Genomic DNA, 20,517 nt, shown 5'->3' on the forward strand with positions numbered 1-20,517 from the left:
CCTTATGGCCGCCCTGTACGGAACTATGACTTACTAACTAGGCTGGAAAGAGCCAAGATAGAGAATATATTCTAGGTGCCAAAAAATATGGCATAGCCACTATCCATTGTCGTTAGGCTCCAAACCCAATCATGGTATTGATCGTGGTCTTCAAATCAGATTCATACCCTTCAATCGGGAGATTGGAGGCATGAATGGCTCACCTGTTTTGGTTTTCGGACGCCCGATGGGCGGCGTGGGCAAAATCTCGGGGGTCGGCAGCGGCCTCAATGACCCTCGGGAAAACCGCTGAAGGCTCGAAGCCCCGATTGATATCCAGAAAGCAATCGACCAATGACGGCACGCGGGAACCGCTCACACGAAAATCAACGTTGCAGGCACGCATGGATTTTTCAATTTTGGGGCCGCTGCGATAGATTCCAATTGGCGGCGTCGGGTCGTTCCCACCGCCGCCGCTGATGACTTCAGCTATGGCGTCAATGCTCTGCGGCGAAAGCGGAAAAGGCACCGCGTCCTCCTGCAAACTGGTAATAGCTACATGACGTAATCATGCGCCACCTCGCTATCGTAAACCTCCTTCACCGTCGCTGCGGATTTGACCGCCGCTCGGGCTGAAGCCTCCGTCAGGTCGATAGTGCGAAAGGTCCCTCCAACTTCGGCGACAACCTCGATGCACCGGTATGTGCCCGCGTTAGCTTCAGCGTACTCCGCCAAGCCCTTCAGCTTCGGAAGAGCGTCACCAAACTGAATACCGTGGGGATCGACGATATCAGCGACCACCGTGCCGTCGTCCAGCTGCGCAAAGAAGATGAAATCTGGCCGAACTATTTTTATGTCGCCGCCTTCTTCATAGGTTACGCCCAACGAATCCTGACTTGCACGGGCTGGGTTTCGATACCAGGCGACCGTACCGGCTCGCTCCAACTCGGCCTTGACGACCTTGCCTTCCCATGAATTGAAGTCGCCGTGGAAAAGGCCATCCCCATCGCAAAGCATGTGCCTTTCGAAGCGTGGTAGCGGCTCTTCGGTGCCGTCGGCCTTGCGCGCCGTGGTCATCTGAAGCCAAGTGTTGGGCCGTGCAAGATCGACATCCAACGGATCAGCGCTCATTTCCCGGATTTGGCGATAGACGTCTTGACGTTCATCGGAAAGGCTCTTGATTTGAACCCGGTAATTGGTCAACCACTGGTTTGACAGCTTCTCCGCAGCCGTCTCAAGATCGTCCTTCAGATCAGGGACAAGCCCAAGCGCCGCAATCACGGTATGAGCCTCGATCAGCGCTTCCTCGGGATCGTCATCCTCTTCGGCTTTGCTGGCAAGGTGTTCACTGTAGGTCGTGGCAAGGTCAGGGCTGATAACCCGCGCCGCGCGTTTGTATGCGTCTTCGATGACGGCGTAGTCGGCAGCTTCGACAAAATCGTCGAAGGTCATTTCCTTGGTTTCTACATCCGCCTTCACCGTCTTCCCTTCAACGGTCATCACTGAGTCGCGGGCTTTCTTGATTTCTTCGGCATACCGGACTTGTGCGCCGTCCAGAACCTTGTGCAATTCGGCATGAGCTTTCTTGCCGGCGTCCGCGAGGAGGCCGTCAACAGCCAGTTCGTGAGCAAGCGCCGTTAGCCGTTTGACCGGGCGAGCCTGCCGCTTCGGCAAGGTTTGCGACGGCAAGGAAAGCAGCTTTTGCCAAACGTTCTCAGAGATTGCCGGATTGGGCTTCATCTCGCGCGGATTGATCAGCACCCGCCGACCGGGCAGTTCCTCGCCAGCTTCGCCGCCTGACATGAGCGCGGCGACAACGGCCTCAACCGATTTCTTGTCAAAATGCGGGAGAAGGCAATCGACCGCGTTCAGCCGGTCGTTACCGGGGATACGCCGTGCCAGTGGCGTGCGCACCATTCGACCGAGAAGCTGGGTGATGTGGGTCTTGTCCGTTGCCGCCCGGAAGGAAACCATGACTTCCGCACGCGGGCAGTCCCAGCCTGTGCTGATGGCGTCCTTGGCAATCAGAATGCGTACCCAATCGGATTCCTGAACTCGTTCCGGTGCGATGTAGGGGGCCGTATGTCGGCCAAAGGTCTCGGTTTTGTGTTCACCGAAAACGTTGGCGATAGAGTCGTGCTGAAGCTCTGGCCATTGCTCGAAGATCGTGTCGAGCCATAGGCCGATTTCGTTGTGGTCCGGGGAGTTTGGAACCTGCAACACCATGAGGGGCAGAACGGTATCGGCGTCATCCTGCTGCTTGGCGTACTCCGCCCAGGCGTTCGAGATATCACTCAGCTTGGCCGTGCCGCGACGCAGAAGCACGGTTGAAAAATCGCCGGTCTCGTCGGGCACATCGAGGTTGATCGTGTCTTTCAGAAGGCCCGAATCCTGCACCTTCTTTGCATCGACAATCACGTTGGGCAGGGTGCTACGGTCCTGCATACCGGAAACGGCATCGTTGAATCGTTGAACGGTTGCGGAGATACCCCAGACAATCGGGATACCGGGCACCGCGCCCGAACCGTTGATGAGCTGCTTGACGATTGTCGGTTTGCCGTCGCCGTTGGACCGACCACCCTCTTTCATACCTCGATGGGCTTCATCGAGGATCAGGTACAGGGTTAGGTCGGGATCTTCGATGGTGTTCTGGATCGTATCCCAGATCGTATGCGACCGCATATCCGGCATAATGCGTTGGCCGTCTGCCGTTTCTAGCGTGGGGTCGTTGGGATCGTGCCCGCGCACCAGAAGGCTGTTCTTGGACAGTTTCTGCGTGTTCAGGAAGTAGATTTTGCCGGGCCGGAATTTCTCTCCAGCGAAACTGTTCCCGACGCTGACCAGATCGGAGATGGTGAGCTTGTCGGACGCTTCCTGAAGCCGCCAGCGGGATTGCTCGTTCAGAGACGGGTCATCGCTGAACCAGATCACCACAGCACCTGGATCAGCCTCGAAGTCGAAATCGTCGTTACCATAGAAAAGGGATTCAAAGATTGCCGCCGCCATGACGGTCTTGCCCGCGCCGGTCGTCGCGGTCAGTGAGAACGCGTGCTTGTCACGGTCTTCATGCCAGCGTTTGCGGGCTTTCTTCAGCCGGTCCAGAACCTCTTTGACGGCCTCGTCCTGATAATCCTTCAGCGTAAACTTCATGACTCAGCGCCCCATCGAGAATCGGAAATTGGTCAGGTACGACTCGTAGAGTCGTACCGGCTCGACGGCATCGGGCAAATGGCGCGTTACGGACTGGAAGCGCCGGTCGTCATCTGTCACGATATAGGCAATCCGAATGGTGCCCTTGGCCTCGACCGCTTTGCAAAAGGCGCTTGCCTTGTCCAAGTCTGTCAGCAGGCCGTAGGTATCTGCTACCTCCCACCCGTCGGCGGGGATTGCGTCGATCCGCCTGCCTTCGCTGCCCGCCCGCATCCACAACAGCGGCGCAATCCGCGCGAAGGCGCGGTTGTGGCTGACCGCAACCGGCGTTTCATAGGTGAGTGTGAAGAACTCGGCGTTTTCCTCGAAGCCTTCGGCCATGGGGAATTCGTCCGTGAACTTGTAATCGCCCTTGATATCCTTCCCATCTGGCGTCTTCCCAGTGATCGCAGCGGCGATGCGAGGCTTGGTGATGTAGTCACAAATGCCCCATTTCTCCCAATCGGGATCGCCGGGACGCAGGCCAGACTTGCGCAGCGATGTCTGTTCGCCAGCAGCCACTTCGTTATTTGTGACTGAAATGCATTGGCGTCGGCCTCCGTCCTGACGATTGAGACGCATAACTGCATGGGCGGTCGTCCCAGAACCGGAGAAAAAGTCGAGAATTGTCGCGTTTGGTTTGCTTTTAATTAGAAAACGTAGGCAGTCTTCAACCGCGTATAATGATTTTGGAAACGGAAATGTTCTCCTCGGTATGAGTGAACGGATCATCAGTGCCCCATTGACCGATGCGTCATGAGACTTGATGTTCCATTGGGTGCCGGGAACAACAGTAGGGATATATTCTGTATCTTGAACTTCTAATGAACCATCATCACGATGCCCCTTAATCTTAAATACACCGCTCTCGACCTTTTTTACTTCACCGCGTGAAATGTATTGAATCGTAGTTTGATCACCTCTTGCGCGACCTAACCTGATATAGCCTTTCTCAATAAGTTCCCTGATCCCATCTGCCGAGACACGCCACCGACCTTCTGTGCCATCTGCACGGATTGGCCAGCGAACGATGACGTTGCTTGGGTGCTCGATAGTGTGCCTATCTACTCCCAAACCTATTGGCTTACCATTTGAATATCTGCCTCGGGAAACGTCCGCTCAAGAAGTAAACCAAGCCTGAGGTATTCTTTTTCATCGATTGTAACGATTAATGCAGAGTTGGATGGGTTCAAAAGCTCCTTCGCAACATTTAACCTCCGCTCCATAAATGCTAGCCACTTGGAATGCCTGTACAGGTCTTCTGCCTCAACGTAATCGTTGTTATACTTCCAGTCCTTAGCGCCTGTATTGTAGGGCGGGTCGATGTAGATAGCGTCGATCTTTCCGCGATGCGTGAAGGTCAGAGCTTCTAGGGCATGGAAGTTCTCGCCATTGATCACGGTGTGAAAAGGCTTGTCCCCGCCGCGTTCGACCTTTCCTGTGCTCACAAGGCCGGGGTAGATGTAATCCCGAAACTCCGCGACCACCACGAGGTCGGCAGCGGGCACCTCTTGCGTGTCCGGCTCTTCCGCGCCGATCAGTTCGACAACGGCCTGGCGCTCCGCGCCCTTCCCGGACAGGCTCCTGACCTTCCAAAGCCGCTGATTGCCTTTCTTCGTTTCACCGCGCGGCGGCAGAACGCGCACCTTGTCGCCCTTGCGCACGGGACGGCCCGGCAGCTCGACGCTTTCGGGGCGGTGCCTTTCAAAATTGAGGCCAAATGAACGGCGGGCGGAAAGAACCTTGAATTCCCGTTCCAGCTCCTGCCCAAGGGACGGGTCCTTGGCTTTCGCCTGCGCAATCAGATCAGTGAGGCGTGACACGAATAATTCCTCTTCCGGCAAGAAAATCGGTGCGGGAGGTGGCGGCGGGGATCATGTGTCTTGGCCCTCTTTCCCAAAACTTCCAGCGAGCCTGAGGGACAACTCAGGATGTGCTCCATTCTCTTGGACAAACCGATGGATCGCTTGGCGGATGACCCACGACAGGGAAACATCACTTTTCTCGGCGATGGCTGTCAGGGCGGCGTAGTCCCCGTCATCGAGGCTCACCGTCAGTCTGGTGGTCTTGTTTCGGCGCTCGGACATTTCGGCTCCATGGAATCTGCCCAAGGGGTACAGCGCTTTGCACCGAACATCAACAAAGTGATGCAGTTCTCATCGCATACTTCTGGAGTAAGCGGATTTCACTGGATTGGCTCATGACGTGGACGGTAAGCCTACACGACTTCCGTCCCTACTCTGTTTTGGTGAGGGCACGGCGGCGGCCCTGTTCACGGGCATGGGCAAGGCCAGCGCGGGTACGCTCCCGTATCAACTCACGCTCAAATTCAGCCAGGGCTGCGAAGATACCGAATATCAACCGCCCTGCAGCGGTAGTGGTGTTATCCTGCACTCAGCCGGAATCTACCCCTTCGATATACACACGTGATCCGCTTGCGCAGATACTTCCCGGACACGACACGGCGCCCCCCGGACTTCACAGCCAATGACAACACAATGGAATGTCAAAGCGCGTGAAACAGGGACCCATCTCGCAAGGCGGGACAGGAGACATGTATAACTGCGCACAGGGGTGCAAATGAGTTTGGCGAGTGTTTGAGGGGTATTCCACGAGTTTCTACGAGTTTCCAAAAGTTTCCATGTCGTACCCACCGGCAGGATAGAGGAGGTGGGCCCACCTCATGTCCTCATTCGATGAGGATGCTTGTTCGCACGGCCGGGCCGTGCTCAACGCAAGCGTGAGCAACACAGGTGTTTTTACAGTCTGCCTTGCGGACAATGCTCCCCTGTCTGTTGTGCCCACACATTCAGGCAGCGTCCTTGCGTTTTCCAGGCCGGACGCCTGCAAGATCCAAAGGCCTTTCGTGGGCGTTGAATGGCAATCGTCCGGGCATGCAGGGAACGGCAGAAAAATGCAGAGATTGGACAGGCCCCCACGATGCGTGGAAAGCAAAGTAACCATTGGCGCAGGGGCATCCTCTGTACTGCAGAAAACAAGCCATCTTTAAGCCGCAAGCGTGGCGGGGGAAGAGTGCTTTTTTTTGGCATTTCCTGCCCCGAAAAATAGTCCGGACGCTGCTTTATGCATACATGCCCGCCCTTGATGCTGTCCCCCGGTCAGAGAGGCGACGCTGTCACGTTGGTTCCCTGTGGCACATAGCGCGCCACCCACATTCCTCGTGGGAGCACAGGCATGCGCAACGGCATTCCGTCAGGGGTACGGACAAGGACACACCACCGCTCATTTTTATCCCGGCCTGTTTTCATTTTACCATTTTCATTTACCGGTGGTAGTGATATAGGGCTTGCACAATCAAAAATGATGTCCTTTGGGGCGTCGTCAAAATCGTGGGGGGGAGGGATCTGGTGCAAGCCCTGCAAGGGGTCACGTGCCGGTCTTCACAAGGGATTTCCTTCGCAGACACTGTTTTGGACAGATCGGTTTTTGTCGGTCTGCATCGTGTGGTGTGTGATCGCACACACAATATCGCTGTCCCCGGCCTCAGGCAGGGGCCGACGTGCTTGGTCGTGCGAAAATCACAGGGTCCCTTCCGTCATTCGTTATGGCTTTCGGCCAGTCCCTGACTGGTTCCGGGGGGAGGGCCTTGTGTGTTCATGATCCGGTTTGTCCTGTGTGTTCTTGCATCCCTTTTTCTTGCAGCCTGTCCGGGGGTTGCGCAGGTCACGCCCGAAGATGTTGTGAAATCCATCGAGCAGGAGCAGTTGCGCCGGCAGCAAAGGGACTGGGACTTCAACACCGAACCGGACAAAAGGCCTGATATTCATCTGGAACGCCCCGGGGATGGACCGGATGAGGGGGAAGAGGATCCGGGTCCCTGTTTTCCGGTATCCACAACCAGGGTTGAAGGGGCCGAAGACCTGGATCTGGTTCCCCCTGATGCCGACAGGTTGAACGGCACGTGCGTGCGTCAGGGTGATCTGAGCCGCTATCTGGACAGCATGAACGCATTTTATGCCGGCAGGGGGTGGATCACGACCCGGGTCTATCTGCCCGAGCAGGATCTCTCCGGTGGCACACTCCGTGTTCTTGTCATTCCCGGACGGATCGAGGACTTCGACTATGAAGGGGGGCAGGCGGCTGATTCCCGTATCCATTCTGCCTTTCCATCGGGGAAGGGGGACCTTGTCAACCTGCGTGATATCGAACAGGCCCTTGAGAACTTCAACGCTCCGCCGACACAGTCCGGTACCTTCAAGCTGTACCCCGGAACCCGCCACGGAACATCCATTGTCCGGATATCCCCGCAAAACAGGTTCCCGCTCGGGGGACGTCTGTCCCTGGACAATCTTGGCTACCGGAATACCGGTCGCTACAAGACCGGGGCAGACGTTCATTACGACAATCTCCTCAATCGTAACGACACGCTCCGGCTTGGCGTATCATCGACGACAAGGGGACTTTCAGGGGGCAAGACCTACGCCCGGGATGTACACGGCCGTTATCTGATCCTTTTCGGGAACTGGGGCCTGCACATCGGAGCCGGGTACAACACGTACAGGTTCACGCTTCCGGGCATCAACCAGCGCTTCCCCCTGCATGGGTATAATCACAGGCTGTCGGCAGACCTGCAGCGCCTTCTGTGGCGTGGTCAGGCGGCAAAGGTCTATGCGGTTGCCGGGGTCGGCCTGTCCCGTTCAAGGAATTATCTAGGTGACCATGAGGTCCTGGTCCAGCGGCGTTTTGCGACCAAGGCAAAGGCAGGCCTGAGCGGACGGACCCACTTTGGCGGAGGCTACCACAGCTGGTCCGTGAATGCGATCCGTGGCCTGGAGGCCATGGGAGCACGAAGACCCCTGAACCCCGCGCTTGATCCGGAGCCGTTCCTGGTTACGGGCACTTCGGCGGTGCATGCCCGGTTCATGGATGGTCTCTTGCGTCTGGATCATCAGATCCGGGGCCAGTACTCACGCAGTGCCCTGTCGAGTTCCGACCGGTTTTCCCTGGGCGGTGGCTCTTTCGGCATACGCGGGTTCCAGGAAAACAGCCTGTCAGGAAGCAAGGGTCTCTCGACCCGCAATGATCTGGCAATCCGGCTGCACGAGGACCCTGATACACAGGTTGCGTTCGTTCTCGGGCTGGACGGTGGCTCTGTCACCCTGAGCGCCGATGATCACCGGACCTATGGGCAATCCGTCCTGGTCGGGGCTTCGGCAGGCGTCCGGCTGTCTCTTTTCAGCCGGCTGCATCTTGACCTGACCGTTGCACGGGCCCTTGAGCGCCCGGCCTCTTTTACCGACCCTGGCACGGTGAAGTACGTGCAGATGGCGCTGTCGTTCTAGGGACAGGAGCCAGGGGGAAGCCATGCACACACTGATACGCGCCTTTCGTCTGTTCCAGAAAGCATCCGCCTTGCTTGCGGCCCTGTTTTACCCGCTCTCTCCTGTTCTGGTCCACGCCCAGCCGGTCACGAACACGGAACGTGCCTTTGACGACCAGTCAAGGAGCGGGATTCCGCTCTTCAACATCAACACGCCCAACAGCAGTGGCGTATCAAACAATCTGCACCATACGTTCGATGTCCCGTTGCGCGGAGCCATCGACAACAATTCGGCCATTGCCGCCTACTCAAAGCTTGAAGCGGGATTTGTCGAGGGCAATCCCAACCTCACCCCCGGGCATGAGGCCGAGCTGATCATCCATCAGGTCATCGGTGGTACCCGCTCGCAGATGGACGGCCTGCTGGAAGTGGTCGGACCGAAAGCCCGCGTCGTTGTGATCAACGAGGATGGCATCACCTGTAACAGCTGTGGCTTCATCAATACCAGCCGGGCAACTCTCTCGACCGGGGCGGCCATTTTCAATGACCGGGGCGAGCTGGAGCGCTTTGAGGTCCGCGGCGGCGATATCCTGTTCGACGGAACGGGTTTTGACGCCACCAAGGAAGATCAATCCATCGGTCAGATTGATCTTGTTGCCCGCACCATTGCCCTGCGTGACGAAGCCAAGGTCAAGGGCCTCAGGCTGAATGTTGTCATGGGGACGAACAGGGTTGATGCCAACAGCCTCGCGGCCGACCCGATAACCGTTGATACCCCGGCCCCGGATATTGCCCTCGATGTTGCCGCCCTGGGCGGAATGTATGCCAACCAGATTGCCCTGGTTGCCACCGAGGACGGGGCCGGCGTCAACATGAACGGCGCGATGGTCTCGGCTTCCAGCCTGACGCTTGATGCAAAGGGGTATATCCGCCTTGGATCCGGGTCCAGCCTGTCCGCCGGCACAGATACCACCATCACAACAACAGACCGGTTCGAGAACGCCGGTACCATAAAAAGTTCAGGCAGCATTTCTGTCGCGGCTCATACGGTTGACAACACAGGCACTATCGATGCGGGCACATCGGTTTCGATCGGGGCTGTTGATACCATCAAGAACAGCGGGACGATCAAGTCCGGGCAGAAGACAACCCTGGCCGCCGGGCGGCGGGTCGAGAACAGGGGCACGGTGCTCTCTGACGGGGATAGTGTCATCGACGCGCCGTTTGTTCTCAACGATGGCGGAAAGATCATTGGCAAAAACACGCTCGATATCGGCTATGCGAAAGGAGAGGGTGGACGGTCCGAATCTGTCGAGAACAGGAACGGCACCATAGAGGCCGGAAAGACGCTTTCAAATATCAAGGCCAAGTCCATTGTCAACCAGGGGACGGCCCCGACCGTCAGGATCAAGGACAACGTCGAAACTTTCAGAAAAGAGCCCGGCCCCGTAAATCCGGGCGAGGATATCCGCAATCGCCTGGTGTCAGCGGATATCCTCGCGCCGGATGGTTCCGTTGACCCCGGAAAGCGTGACGATTACCTGCTCCTTCTGGAGACCTTCTTTTCCGGCACGGTCTCGGGGGATACGCCGCTGGACCCCCGTATTGTCCGCCTGCTTCGCACGTCTGCCCTTGACAAGGACAATCCCGACAGGTCGAGCGCGGCCTGGGTGGCCTACTTCCAGAATCTGGGCGGAAAGGCTGTCAAGGCCGGGGTCCCCTCTCTCGTTGATTTCATGCGCGACCTGTTGGTTGAGGAGGCGCACGTTACGCCGGTCGTTGCTGCAGACGACAGCACCGCAGAAGACAGCGGTGTTGATGAACCGGTTGTGGAACAAACCGACCCGTTCCCTGTCAAGGACGCCTACAGGACGCGGTATATTGCCCTCTGGGAGAAACTTGCCAGCGGACAGGCGCTGGACGACACAACCCTGTCCGCGATTGACCCGAAATACATCAAGGACGGGGCCATCCTGCCCGAAGTCAGTGCGCTGTGGAAAGCGATCCGTGCCGGTTCCGGAGCGGGCTACGACATCCTGGTGACGATCACACAGGATGCCCTCAACAATGACGGTGTGCTGGCCACAATCCGTTCCGGCGGCGGCCTGTCGCTGGATGCCGACAGTATCCGCAATGTTTACGGAGAAATCCGGGCCGGAGAGGACCTGAAGATCTCGGCCCGGACCGTAACCAATATTGCGTTCGGGGCCAGCCGTACCCGTCACGAGGTTCACAAACGCGCCTGCTACAGCTGTCACCAAGGCACCCTTGATTTCGTCGAGACCTTCGGGGGGGTGATTGAGGCCGGTGGCATACTGGATATCGAGGCGGAACAGGTTAACAACCTGACGATCGGCAGCCGCAGCGCTGCAGAGATGCGGGCAGAGATCAACAGCCAGACGGGTAAGAAAGGTCATGTCGACGAGCTTCACGATCGACAGGCCGCGACAACACCCAGGCCGAGACGCGCCAGCCCCGGTCAGGAGTACCGTGTCCCCAGCACTCCGGGGGCAGAGACCTCCACATTGCTCACCCTGAGGGCGGAGCTGGAGGAAATCCTGCGGATTGCCAAAAGCGATCTCCCCGTCGAGAAACCGGGTGACCTGAAGGCGTTCCTGTCATCGGCGTATCTTCTTGATCGCCTCAATTACGGCCCCATGGCCGCACAGCACGAGCCGGGTCTGTCTGAAATCCTGTCGCTGGATCGTACGGTATGGCCGGGCGGATCTGTCGTTGGTAGTGCCATTCCCGAGGAACACCCAATCCAGGTTGGGGCAGACCGGTTCCTCAGCGAGAACCTGGTTCAGGCCCTGGCATCCCCGCCGGCACTGGAGAATGGGGACGTTCCGCTTTCTGCGGCCATGGCCTTCCTGAACCGCAGGAATGGTGGGCTGGTGGCCGGGGGCACCACAACCATTACCGCCGGTGACATCAAGCAGCGCGGGGGTGGGCAGATCAAAAGCACGGGCAATACAACCCTTGCGGCCAGAACCATTGATCTGGAACGTGGCGAGCTTGCCGCCGGCGGGGCGATGTCTGTATCCGGCCATGATACCGTCCGCCTTGCCGGTACCAAGGTCAAAGCCGATGGCAATCTTGCTGTTAAAAGCCAGGCCGGTCATGTCTCGATCGAGGGGCTGAAGGAAGAAACCCGTTTTACCCGTGCCTCCTATGCCGAGCGGCGTGTGCGCAACCCGGACTGTGCTGCAGGCCGGAGCGACTGCACTCCATACAGGACTGTCCGGACAAAGGTCGGCGAGGGATCCGGAACAGCGGTTACCCATCGTGGCAGTACGGTTGATGTGGGCGGCACCCTGACGGTTGAGGCTGGTGGTACGGTTTCCGTTCTGGGCTCGAAGGTTGAGGCTGCCGGCAATACGACCCTGAAGGCCGGTCGTGATCTTGTTGTCGGTGCTACGCGCGATGAGCACACCTATGCCGGGACCGTCGGCCGAAGCACACACAGCTCGCATTCCCAGCGCTCCCGGGGATCATCAATTTCCACGGGCGGTACCCTGACGGCTGAAGCGGATGGCTCGGTTTCCGTTATGGGGTCGAAGGTTGAGGCTGCCGACAATGCGACCCTGAAAGCCGGTCGCGGTCTTGTTGTCGGTGCAACGCGGGATGTGTCCAGCGATGCGGCAAGCAGCCGCAGAAGCACGCGGAGTGCGTACGCGGAACGCCTTCAGGGATCATCGGTTTTGTCCGGTGGTGATGTCCGCCTGTCGGGCACGGATATCGGCATCGATGCCTCGCGGGTTTCGGCCGACGGCAGGCTGGATGTGGTGGCCGGCAACGCACTGTCTGTGGCGGCGGGTGCGCAGGCCTCGCGCTATGCTTCCAGTTCGACCTCGAAGGGTCGGGGTCTTTTCAGAAAGAAGAAAACCGAGCATGTCAACGAGAGCCGGCTGACCTATGAAAGCAGCGTGCTTTCGGGGGGTCGCGCCGTATCGCTGGATGCCGACGGTGACATGGAGATTGCCGGATCCCGGATCAAGAGTGGCGGTAATGTCGACATCACGGCCCTTGGTGGCCTGCATGTCACATCACTGCACGAGCAGTATGTGCATGAGTACCGGGTCAAGAAGTCCGGTGCCTTTGGTGGCTTCCTGGGGGGAAGTGGCTTCCGTACAGAGCAGCATGCCTTTACCGGCATAAAAGGCTCTGATGTGACCTCTGTTGCGGATCTGACGACAGAGTCCGGGTCTGACACCACCATCCGCGCCAGTCGTGTTTCCGCCGGTGGCACGCTGACCTTGCGGGTCGGGAAGGGTCCCTTTGCAGCCCCGGATGCCAGGCTTCACCTTCTGTCAGACACGGAACGGGATTACCTTTCGGTTTCGGAACACCGGGATGGTGGCCTGAAGTGGACCATGACAGAACGTGGCCACGAACGGGAGGTGGTCCGGCACGCCCTTCTGGAATCCGGCGGCGACTTTGTGATCGAAAGCCCGGGCGGTATCGTGGTCGAATACCGTGCGACCGGCGATCTGGCAACCGACATTGACCAGCTTGCGCAGGCTCCCGGCCTTGGTTACCTGGCAACGGTCCGGACCCTGCCGGGGGTTGACTGGAAAGGCGTGGAAGAGACCTACCGCAGCTGGCATGACCAGAAAAGCGGCATAAGTGGCGGGGCCATGGTCCTGATCGCCCTTGCCACCGCTGTTCTGACTGCCGGGGCCACGGCCAGCCTGGCTGCGAATATCGTCGGTGTTGCCGAAGTGGCAGCCGGCACGTCGGTGTCGGCGGGCATGGCCACCATGTCGATGGCCGGTGCCACCTATGCCGGAACAGCGGCCCAGCTGACAGCCATGACCATGACGAACGCCGCCCTGGCCGGTGTTGCGGGGACTGTCTCGACCTCTGTTGCCAACGGCGCGGTGTCCGGTGACATGCAGGGTGCGCTGCGGTCTATCGTTTCCAGCAATACCCTGCGGTCCCTGGTGGTCAGTGCCCTGACGGCCGGCCTGACCCAGGGGGTCAGTGATGGGCTGGGGCTTGACGGCGGCATCACCAGAGCCGGCGCCGAAGCCGGGTCAACAGCCAGTACCGGGGCCACCACCGCGACAACAACAGCCGGGGCAGGCGTTGCCAGTGCGGCAGGGCATCTGGCCGGACTGGGGCAGACGGTGGTTCAGGACGCCATCAACACCGGTGTGCTGGCCGTTGTGGATATGGCCGTCAACGGAGAAGGTCTGGACACTGCGGCCCGTTCGGCGCTGGTGAACGGTGCGGTTGGCGTTGTGTCGGCGCAGGTGTTCCGGGGCATCGGGGATCTGGGCGTTGAATTCGGGATCGGCGAAGGCGACGTGCGCAAGGTTCTGGTGCACGCGGCTGCCGGCTGCGGCATCGGGGCGGCAACCAGCGGGTCGTGCCTGGCCGGTGCGGTCGGGGCGGGCCTGCAGGAACTGGCCAGCCCGGTCCTTGACGGTCTGTCCGACAATGCCTGGATGAGGGTCCAGCTGGCCGGGCTGGCCGGTGCCGCCGCCACCATGCTGACCGGCGCCTCCGCCAAAGAGGTCGAGGCCGCCGCCCGCATCGCCAGCCTCGCCCGCGCCAACAACCGCGAACTGCACCCGGATCAGGCGCGTGTTCTGGCCGAGCTTGGTGAAGGGGCCAGCGAGGACGAGAAGGAACGTCTGGAAGATGCGGCGCTGTATCTGCGCCATGCGACCGCGGGGGTGCAGGATGACGACCCCGTCTACGCAACGCTTCAGGCGCGTGTTGACCGTGGCCGCGGGTATGTAAAGGAGCAGTCCCGCCTGCTGGCGACCGGCCTTTATGCGTATACGCGCGGGGACCGGGCCCTGGATCTTCTCACCGCCAACAACAGTGTGGTGGGCCAGGCCATCGGGGCCGGCAAGATGGCAGTGGGGGGTGCGGAAGTCCTTGGTGGTGTTGCGGCAGCAGCAGCGGGAACCCCCACAGTGGTCGGTGCCGGGGTGGGCAGTCTTGTCGTCTACGACGGCGTTGACACAGCCCGGAACAGCTTTCAGGAAACCCGGGCCAACTACCGGGCCCCGCTGGGCCAGGGGGTGCTGCAGTCGCTGAACCCGGACAACCCGGTATCCGTGCAGGACCAGGTGCTGCAGCAGCGTCTGGAGCAGGCCGGGCTGACCTCCGAGAACATGATCGTCGCCGGGGCTGTCGCCGTGGGGGGAGCCGCCGTCCGCGGGGCAGAAAAGGCCTTCGCCCCGGTCGCCCGCGCGATCGGAAGAACGGCCGACGACATTCTTGCCAGCGCCCCGGTCCAGGCAATGGGGAACAGCGCCCGCAAACTGGCCGGAGACATCGGCGAAAAAGCCGGCCATGCCCTCGACCGGGTGGCGGAAAAAGTGGGCCTGGGTGGCCTTAAGCCGGCCACGGCGGGCGGCGCCTTGACCCGCACCACACCGGACACCCCAGCCGCCAACGCCTTCCTCCGCGAAGGAACCAACACTCCAGCTACACCCGACGTCGCCGCAAAAGGGGTGGTGGACGAGGCAGGAAAGACCGGCTTTGACCGCAAGGCGATCACCAAAGGCTTCCAGGATCACCACATTATCAGTAATAAGAACAGGGCCACCAAAGACCACGACCTGCTGGATCTTGCCGACTTTGACCTCGACAGCCGTGCCAACCGCATCTTTCTGCCCACCAAGGCCGAGCTGCACCCGACCCGGTCCATCCACCTGGGGCGCCACAGGGATGAGATCAGCAAAGGTCTGGGACGAGAGATGGATGACATCGCCGAGCGGGGGCGCCTGGAAGGGTGGACCACGCCGCAGTACCGGGACGAACTGGACAAAATCATCGCCCGGGAACGGAAGGAGTTGCGCTCCGGCGAAACCGGCCTGAACAAGAACAAACGCCCGTGGGCAGAAGATTAGGAGAACCGAGATGGCTGTTTATATATGGGAAGACCCCTACAACACCGGCAACCGCCGGATGGGGGTGTATGACAGAAAACAATCCCCGGACCGCTTTATATTCCGGCGGGGGCAGCGTATCAGCGGGGATCCCGGGGTCGGGGTGATCGAATTCGAGATGCCGTGCGAGCGGATCCGGACCCTGGACAACCTGGCCAACACGTCGGCATCGCCCGTGGTCAGCCCGCGGCTGGCGGAGACCCTGACCGCCTTTGCCCCCGACGACATCCAGCTGTTCGATGTGCTCCTGAAGGCCCCGGACGGTGATGTGGAAGGGTACAAGCTGGTCAACCTCACCCACACGGTGGAAGGGGTTGACCGTGAGCGGTCGGTGCTAAAGCTATCCCCCGGCGATGACTGGATCCGGGGCTTCAGGATCCTGTTCTGCAAGCCCGGGTGCATGGACCGGCATCACCTGGCCCGGCTGGATGAGTTTCGCGGCCACATCCTGGTCTCACAGGCCCTGCGCGACCACCTGAAGCGCAGCCGGTTGCGGGGGCTGAACCTGTGCCTGCCGGAAGACTGGTACGCCGGCATGCTCAGCGACGCAGCCCTGGAGAAAATCCGCGCAAAACACCGCGCCCTTGGCATCGCCCCCGACGGCAGCCGCCTGACCCTTCCCCGCCCGTGAGGCCCTGGCCGGTGCGGTCAACGTTGTGTCGGGGCAGGTGTTCCAGGGCATCGGGGATCTGGGCGTTGAATTCGGGATCGGCGAAGGCGATGTGCGCAAGGTTCTGGTGCACGCCGCTGCCGGGTGCGGGATCGGGGCGGCAACCAGCGGGTCGTGCCTGGCCGGTGCGGTGGGTGCGGGCCTGCAGGAACTGGCCAGCCCGGTCCTTGACGGCCTGTCCGACAATGCCTGGATGAGGGTCCAGCTGGCCGGGCTGGCCGGTGCCGCCGCCACCATGCTGACCGGCGCCTCCGCCAAAGAGGTCCAAACCGCCGCCCGCATCGCCAGCCTCGCCCGCGCCAACAACCGCGAACTGCACCCGGATCAGGCGCGTGTTCTCGGCGAGCGCGGTGCCCGGGAGTTATTCAGCGCCGACTACCGGGCCCCGCTGGGCCAGGGGGTGCTGCAGTCGCTGAACCCGGACAACCCGGTATCCGTGCAGGACCAGGTGCTGCAGCAGCGCATGCAGCAGGCCGGGTTGACCTCCGAGAACATGATCGTCGCCGGGGCTGTCGCCGTGGGGGGAGCAGCCGTCCGCGGGGCAGAAAAGGCCTTCGCCCCGGTCGCCCGCGCGATCGGAAGAACAGCCGACGACATTCTTGCCAGCGCCCCGGTCCAGGCAATGGGGAACAGCGCCCGCAAACTGGCCGGAGACATCGGCGAAAAAGCCGGCCGGGCACTCGACCGGGTGGCAGAAAAAGTGGGCCTGGGCAGCCTTAAGCCGGCCACGGCGGGCGGCGTCAACCCCAAAGCCTTGACCCGCACCAACCCGGACGCCTCGGTTGCAAAAACCGACCCGGCGCTTGGCAGGAAGTTTGGACCTCACGAGATGGGGCCATTGGGAAATCCGAATGATTCTAGATTCCCTGCTTCTACATTTCGTAGCGGTACTTATACGGAAAAGGTTTCAGACAGAGATTTATTTCTGCATCGTGATTATGGTGGGCGAGCTCCTGCTGATGGGCGTTACTGGACCTTGGAACCCTCAGCTGGTCCTCTGCAATCCCAACTAGAAAGCGCTATTCTTCCTGAATGGGGAAATACACTAGAGAAAAAATCAGTTATCAAAATACCAAAAGGCACAAAGTACTATGAGGGTATATCTGCGCCACAAAAAGGAACCACAGAAACGCGTCCAGAACTATATGGTGGTGGAGTGCAAATATTCCTACAAAACCCAAATAAAGATTGGATTGTTAAATGAGTCTGACTTTTGAATATATTAAAAATTGGACAAAAAATAAGGAATCATTCTACTTTTTCCTCCCAAATCAACATAACGGCAGACCGTTTGATATTATTTATAATATAATTGAAATGTATGAAATTGACGATAAAATTATTATAAAGTTTTCGGATGATATTGAAGTATCATTTGAAGGAGACATCTCATATGAAGATGAATTTTTTAATATTTTGCTAAAGGGATTCAGCAGGCTTGTTTATATCGTTTCAGGAAATGTTAGGGGTGAATTTTATGAAGGGGAGTTCTGCTTATGTGGTTTCGGGGTTTGAGCAGCAACGGAGCAGAAAACCTACATAAGGATTTCAGTGCTCGTCAGGGTCAGTCTTCCGAGGATCGCGTAGCGGCCTAAGTTCGCCTCGGGCCACTAATTCCGGCAGAGAGAAGGCGTATTGGCCGAGCATATTGACGTGTTTTGAGCCAAGCGGCAACAGGCGTGCAACGTCTTGGGGGCGCACGTCGTGGCCTTCTGCCATGAGCTGATTCAGGGCGGCATCCATGTAGATCGTGTTCCAGAGCACGACGAGATTGACGACCAGGCCGAGCGTTCCGAGTTGATCTTACAGCCTTTCACAGTAGCGTTGACGCAATATTGATCCGGCTTACGAGTTTCGTCCGAAGCAGGATTATCACCACGACATCCGCCTGATGAAGCATCACTTAAATTGCCACAGAAAAACGATCAAGGAATTGGATCGCTAACGAGCACTGAAATCCTTATGTAGGTTTTCTGCTCCGTTGCTGCTCAAACCCCATATACCGTTCTGAATTTTGCGGCCCTGGGTCGAAGTTGCGAAGAATGAGCAACCGAAGCGAAGCGTCCCAAGGCCGACCCGCCGCCTTTTTAAAACGTTTCCTGCATGAGAGAGTGAAAATGTCCATCAGCTACCCCCTTGCGGGTGGCGGGACATTTTCACGAACAGCTTGCGCAGGAAACGCAGAAGGCGGCGAAATAATATTTAATCAATATACAATGTATATCATTCGGGTTCAGGCCATATACGGCAAGCGAGCGGCACACCGACCAGCTGCTGCGTCAGGGTGGTCCGGGAACGTATAAAGCTCTGGCGGTCGGTGCGGCCTGGGACACTCTGCAGGAGCAAACCGAGCGGCTCCGGTTTGCCCGCGACCACGCGGCTCCCCTTGTCGAACACCCCGATGCGTTCATCGACCTGCGGATCCCGACACGGCAGCTGGACCAGGCCGTACAGGCCCCCGTGCCGGACCTCGGGCTGACGGCCAGTGCCTTGGAGCGCATTCAGGGTACCGGCCCCGGTGGCCGCCGTCAGGAGGTGATCGACGACCTTGCGGCAAAAGGCACCGACCTTGCCATCGAGATGGCCGCCTCCATCGCCATAAGGGGCGCAGGACGCGCCATCGGAAAAGCCACAACCGCCGCCCGCGCCCTGAACAGGGCAGACGGGCCGGGCCTGGGCACACTGGCAGTGAAGGACAGAACTACAAATACGGGAGCAGGCTACCCAGATCTTGCTAGACCCACAGCATTAACCCCTGCAAATACGATATTGGGAGACCTTGATAATTTGGGTCGGCCAACTGGAGTCTCCGCAATTATAAATCGAGGCTCTCTCGGCACTGGGACTCCTGCGAACCCAGCAATTTCCCCTCCAGGATTTGGCGGGCAGGGAGCTAATCATGCTCGGGGTCATTTACTGGCTAGAATGCTTGGTGGTGCAGGAGATGATGCCAGAAATCTGGTTACACTTTTTCAACGCAACGCAAACCACCCCAATATGTCATCCTTTGAGCGACAAGTTCAACATGCTGTTCGCAGTGGTGAAACTGTAAACTTTCGTGCGGTTCCAATATATACTGGGAGCAACATGATGCCGGTAGGGGTGACACTTACAGCGCGTGGTTCCGGCGGGTTTTATTTGGATATATCGATCCCCAACATAAGCGGAGTTCCTTGATGGGTATTGAACAAATTACCGAACTTTTACCGGTACCAGAAAAAACGACTGAATCGGCAGTTAGTGACTGGTATTCCATATCTGCAGCATTACAGTGCGAATTTCCATCTGATTATAAATTGTTTATATCCACCTATGGCACTGGGGTAATTGGTGGATTCTTGTGGATATTAAACCCATTTTCTTCTAACTCGAATCTTAACCTAGAAAAGGCTCTCTATTTCAGACACGCGTACCAACAGATGAAGGAAAAATTCCCGACTGATTATGCGCGCGAAGTTGATACATTCTTACCTTGGGGCGTAACGGACAATGGTGACAGCCTTGTTTGGCTTATAGAAGGGGAAAACCCTAATATCTGGCAAGTTGCAATCTTTAGCTCTGATCAAGCCAATGAAGAAAAAAGCGGTCTTACAATGTCTGATTTTCTGGTAGCGCTACTGGAAAAAAAAGTTCGATCGTCAATATTACCTCTCCAGTTCTTGGAGGCAGAGAAGCTATTTGTACCACTCTGATCTTTTATAAATTTCTTGCTGTGTTGTCAGATCCTCTAAGAAGAAGATAGAGCGGTATAGAGAACGATAATGAGGAAATTCCTTAAAAGTATGGAGCTTGAGGATCTGCTGTCGTTTGGACCCCACTATCAGCATCGAACAACAGTCACGCAACCAGATGGTAGTGCCTGTCCGACAAAGTCGGGATAAGGGTTCATCTGGCAGGCTTGGCCGGAGCGGCAGCAGCACCTGGCCCTGCACGGATACCGGGTTGTCCGGGTTCAGCGACTGCAGCACCCCGCTGGCCCAGCGGGGCCCGGTAGTCGGCCCGGATTTCCTGAAAGCCGTTCCAGGTTGTGTCAACGCCGTCGTAGACGACAAGACTGCCCACCCCGGCACCGACCACTGTGGGAGTTCCCGCTGCTGCTGCCACAACGCCACCAAGGACTTCAGCACCCCCCACTGCTATCTTGCCGGCCCCGATGGTCTGGCCGACCGCACTGTTGTTGGCGGTAAGAAGATCCAGGGCCCGGTCCCCGCGCGTATACGCATAAAGGCCGGTCGCCAGCAGGCGGGACTGCTCCTCCACATACCCGCGGCCACGGTCAACACGCGCCTGATCCGGGTGCAGTTCGCGGTTGTTGGCGCGGGTGAGGCTGGCGACGCGGCGGAAGTCCTTGATGCGACAGAAGGCGTTTTCGATCAGGTGGCGGTCTCGGTATCGCCGCGCGTCACAGGCGATGGCGCGCTTTCTGTTGCGGCGTCGAGGAATGACGGGCACGACCGAGAGGCTGCGCATTGGCGTCATATCCCTTGTCG

General features: G+C 58.6%; 12 protein-coding genes and 3 pseudogenes. 7 read left to right on the forward strand and 8 right to left on the reverse strand.

The genetic code is table 11. The features are described 5' to 3' along the window. Positions 1 to 199 precede the first annotated feature (199 nt). From HEQ61_RS10255 to HEQ61_RS11630, 6 genes and pseudogenes are all read right to left on the reverse strand, one after another. Positions 200 to 508: a hypothetical protein gene (locus HEQ61_RS10255; protein WP_168021321.1), complete on the reverse strand. Its 309-nt coding sequence runs from the start codon at positions 506 to 508 to the stop codon at positions 200 to 202. Between the two features lie 26 nt (positions 509 to 534). Next, positions 535 to 3,129, reverse strand: a complete 2,595-nt coding sequence (locus HEQ61_RS10260; RefSeq protein ID WP_168021319.1) for a DEAD/DEAH box helicase — start codon at positions 3,127 to 3,129, stop codon at positions 535 to 537. Positions 3,130 to 3,132: 3 nt separating this feature from the next. Further along, positions 3,133 to 4,242 carry a DNA methyltransferase gene (locus HEQ61_RS11100; RefSeq protein WP_209315736.1) on the reverse strand — a complete coding sequence of 370 codons (1,110 nt, stop codon included), beginning with the start codon at positions 4,240 to 4,242 and terminating at the stop codon, positions 3,133 to 3,135. A 2-nt stretch (positions 4,243 to 4,244) separates the two neighbouring features. Further along, complete coding sequence (locus HEQ61_RS11105) at positions 4,245 to 4,991, reverse strand: DNA methyltransferase (protein ID WP_209315735.1); 747 nt, start codon at positions 4,989 to 4,991, stop codon at positions 4,245 to 4,247. Positions 4,992 to 5,042: 51 nt separating this feature from the next. Beyond that, on the reverse strand, positions 5,043 to 5,255 hold the full coding sequence (locus tag HEQ61_RS10270) for a ribbon-helix-helix protein, CopG family (protein ID WP_168021317.1): 213 nt from the start codon (positions 5,253 to 5,255) through the stop codon (positions 5,043 to 5,045). Between the two features lie 151 nt (positions 5,256 to 5,406). Beyond that, positions 5,407 to 5,559: pseudogene (locus HEQ61_RS11630) on the reverse strand (recombinase family protein); the annotation flags it as partial. Between the two features lie 1,226 nt (positions 5,560 to 6,785). Between HEQ61_RS11630 and HEQ61_RS10280 the strand changes: the two are divergent. From HEQ61_RS10280 to HEQ61_RS10300, 5 genes are read left to right on the forward strand one after another with little or no spacing between them, the layout of a single operon-like run. Further along, positions 6,786 to 8,471, forward strand: a complete 1,686-nt coding sequence (locus tag HEQ61_RS10280) for a ShlB/FhaC/HecB family hemolysin secretion/activation protein (protein ID WP_168021315.1) — start codon at positions 6,786 to 6,788, stop codon at positions 8,469 to 8,471. A 22-nt stretch (positions 8,472 to 8,493) separates the two neighbouring features. Next, entirely contained in the window at positions 8,494 to 15,318 is a 6,825-nt protein-coding gene (locus HEQ61_RS10285; protein ID WP_168021313.1) for a hemagglutinin repeat-containing protein, read from the forward strand. A gap of 10 nt (positions 15,319 to 15,328) precedes the next feature. Continuing rightward, the gene (locus HEQ61_RS10290) at positions 15,329 to 15,988 is read left to right on the forward strand and encodes an imm11 family protein (RefSeq protein WP_168021311.1); all 660 of its coding nucleotides are present in this window, start codon (positions 15,329 to 15,331) and stop codon (positions 15,986 to 15,988) included. A 25-nt stretch (positions 15,989 to 16,013) separates the two neighbouring features. Beyond that, on the forward strand, positions 16,014 to 17,231 hold the full coding sequence (locus HEQ61_RS10295) for a hypothetical protein (protein ID WP_168021309.1): 1,218 nt from the start codon (positions 16,014 to 16,016) through the stop codon (positions 17,229 to 17,231). After that, positions 17,228 to 17,542 (forward strand): hypothetical protein, encoded by a 315-nt coding sequence (locus HEQ61_RS10300; RefSeq protein ID WP_168021307.1) that lies wholly within the window; start codon positions 17,228 to 17,230, stop codon positions 17,540 to 17,542. Before HEQ61_RS10295 ends, HEQ61_RS10300 begins: the two co-directional genes overlap by 4 nt. 33 nt (positions 17,543 to 17,575) lie before the next feature. Here the strand turns inward: HEQ61_RS10300 and HEQ61_RS10305 are convergent. Then, positions 17,576 to 17,830 (reverse strand): annotated as a pseudogene (locus tag HEQ61_RS10305) (Tn3 family transposase); the annotation flags it as partial. A 777-nt stretch (positions 17,831 to 18,607) separates the two neighbouring features. On the opposite strand from HEQ61_RS10305, the gene HEQ61_RS11635 reads away from it, so the two are divergent. Further along, entirely contained in the window at positions 18,608 to 19,204 is a 597-nt protein-coding gene (locus tag HEQ61_RS11635; RefSeq protein ID WP_168021346.1) for a DNA/RNA non-specific endonuclease, read from the forward strand. Then, the gene (locus tag HEQ61_RS10315; RefSeq protein WP_168021305.1) at positions 19,204 to 19,719 is read left to right on the forward strand and encodes an SMI1/KNR4 family protein; all 516 of its coding nucleotides are present in this window, start codon (positions 19,204 to 19,206) and stop codon (positions 19,717 to 19,719) included. Before HEQ61_RS11635 ends, HEQ61_RS10315 begins: the two co-directional genes overlap by 1 nt. A 193-nt stretch (positions 19,720 to 19,912) precedes the next feature. Here HEQ61_RS10315 and HEQ61_RS11110 read toward each other — a convergent pair. Continuing rightward, positions 19,913 to 20,517, reverse strand: a pseudogene (locus HEQ61_RS11110) (hypothetical protein); the annotation flags it as partial.

This window comes from Haematospirillum sp. H4485, from assembly GCF_012102745.1.
Lineage (GTDB): Bacteria > Pseudomonadota > Alphaproteobacteria > Rhodospirillales > Rhodospirillaceae > Haematospirillum.

What these genes read in the sequence shown, in the direction of transcription:
- HEQ61_RS10260 (WP_168021319.1), bottom strand. Translation starts at nt 3,129, where the DNA reads ATGAAGTTTACGCTGAAGGATTATCAGGACGAGGCCGTCAAAGAGGTT.
- HEQ61_RS10270 (WP_168021317.1), bottom strand. Translation starts at nt 5,255, where the DNA reads ATGTCCGAGCGCCGAAACAAGACCACCAGACTGACGGTGAGCCTCGAT.
- HEQ61_RS10280 (WP_168021315.1), top strand. Translation starts at nt 6,786, where the DNA reads ATGATCCGGTTTGTCCTGTGTGTTCTTGCATCCCTTTTTCTTGCAGCC.
- HEQ61_RS10285 (WP_168021313.1), top strand. Translation starts at nt 8,494, where the DNA reads ATGCACACACTGATACGCGCCTTTCGTCTGTTCCAGAAAGCATCCGCC.
- HEQ61_RS10290 (WP_168021311.1), top strand. Translation starts at nt 15,329, where the DNA reads ATGGCTGTTTATATATGGGAAGACCCCTACAACACCGGCAACCGCCGG.
- HEQ61_RS10300 (WP_168021307.1), top strand. Translation starts at nt 17,228, where the DNA reads ATGAGTCTGACTTTTGAATATATTAAAAATTGGACAAAAAATAAGGAA.
- HEQ61_RS11635 (WP_168021346.1), top strand. Translation starts at nt 18,608, where the DNA reads ATGGCCGCCTCCATCGCCATAAGGGGCGCAGGACGCGCCATCGGAAAA.
- HEQ61_RS10315 (WP_168021305.1), top strand. Translation starts at nt 19,204, where the DNA reads ATGGGTATTGAACAAATTACCGAACTTTTACCGGTACCAGAAAAAACG.